Origin of the sequence: Streptomyces graminilatus, assembly GCF_001418565.1 — a bacterium.
GTDB lineage: Bacteria > Actinomycetota > Actinomycetes > Streptomycetales > Streptomycetaceae > Streptomyces > Streptomyces graminilatus.
The window spans coordinates 1-1,804 of record NZ_LIQQ01000786.1; the positions used below are offsets into that span (position 1 = coordinate 1).

Annotated in this window: 1 protein-coding gene; it reads left to right on the plus strand. The window is 72.4% G+C overall.

All coding sequences use genetic code 11. The features are described 5' to 3' along the window. A partial coding sequence (locus tag AOK08_RS41565) for an excinuclease ABC subunit UvrA (protein WP_055535729.1) occupies positions 1-1,804 on the plus strand: 1,804 nt, incomplete at both ends.

The window sequence follows — 1,804 nt, forward strand, 5'->3', positions numbered from 1 at the left end:
CGCCGCCGGTGCGGTGCGCGGCTGGCCCAGGCAGCTCGTCGAACGGAACCTGCCCCTGCTACGAGCCGCCGCCAGCCACTACGGCCTCGCCCCCGACACTTTCGACGCGGACACCCCGGTGGCCGAACTGGCGCCGAACGCACGGGACTTGCTGCTCCACGGGGTCGAGTCCCCCGAGTTCGGGAGGCACCTGCCCGCCCCCGGCGTCGAACCCCCGGCCACCGTCTCCGCCGGCCGTTTCGAGGGCGTCGTCACCGCGTTCATGCGGCGCTACGCCGACCGTGTCGACGACACCGCCTACCGGCAGAAGGCCGAGCGGTCGATGGTGAAGGAGACCTGCGGCGCGTGCGCGGGGACCCGGCTGCGGGCCGAGAGCCGCGCCGTCACCGTGCACGGCCTCGGCATCACGGCGGCGTCCCGGCTGCCTCTCGTCGAACTCGCCGACTGGGTGGCGGAGTTGAGGGCGTTCTCCACCGGGGACGAGTGGCGGTTCGCCGAGCCGGTCGTCGCCGACCTGGAGGAACGGGTACGCCGGCTCGTCGACACGGGCGTCGGCTACCTCACCCTCGGCCAGTCGAGCACCAGCCTCTCGGCGGGCGAGTCCCAGCGGCTGCGCCTGGCCGCGCTGCTCGGCTCCGGCCTCACCGGCATGCTGTACGTCCTCGACGAGCCGACCATCGGACTGCACCCCGCCGACACGGCCCGCCTCATCGGCGTACTGCGCCGCCTGCGCGACCTGGGCAACACGGTGGTCGTGATCGAACACGACCTGGACGTGCTGTGGGCCGCCGATCACGTCGTCGACATCGGTCCGGGTGCGGGCCGGGACGGCGGCCGGGTCGTCGCCGAGGGAACCCCGGCGGAGGTGGCGGCGACGGAGGGTTCCGTCACCGGCGCGTATCTGTCGGGCCGGCTCCAGCACCCGGAACGCAAGCAACGCCCGGAGTCGGGACACGAGTTGGTGATCCGGGGTGCCCGTGCCCACAACCTCGCGGATGTCACCGTACGGATTCCGCTCGGGCGGCTGGTGACGGTCACGGGGCCGTCAGGCTCCGGCAAGTCGACGCTGATACTGGATGTGTTGGGCCGCGCGGCACACCAACGCTTCAACGAGGCACGGGAGTTGGCGCCGGGCGAGCATGACGGTATCGACGGCTGGGAGCACCTCGACAAGGTCGTGACGATCGACCAGGAGCCGATCAGCCGCCTTCCGCGTTCGAACGCGGCGACCTACGCGGACGTCTTCACCCCGGTCAGGGAACTGTTCGCCGCGCAGGGGGCGGCGCGGACGAGAGGACTGACCCCGGCGGCCTTCTCCTTCAACGTGCCCGGCGGGCGCTGCGAACGGTGCGAGGGTGCCGGTGTGCTCGCCGTGCACATGCACTTCCTGCCCGCCGTGGAGGTGCGGTGCCCGGGGTGCCGGGGCCGCCGGTTCCGCAGCGAGGTCCTCGCGGTGCGGTACGAGGGGTACGACATCGCCGAGGTGCTGGCCGCCACGGTGGACGAGGCGCTAACCGTCTTCCGGGGCGTACGGCAGATCGCGGCCCGGCTGCAACGGCTCTCGGACGTGGGCCTCGGCTATCTCCCGCTGGGCCAGCCCGCCACCACCATCTCCGGGGGCGAGGCCCAACGCCTCAAGTTGGCCAAGGAGTTGGGGCGCCGAGCGATCGGCCGCACCCTCTACCTCCTCGACGAGCCGACCACCGGCCTGCACGCCGCCGACACCGCCCGCCTGCTCGACGTACTCCAACGCCTGGTGGACGCGGGCCACTCGGTGGTGACGATCGAGCACAACCTCGACGTC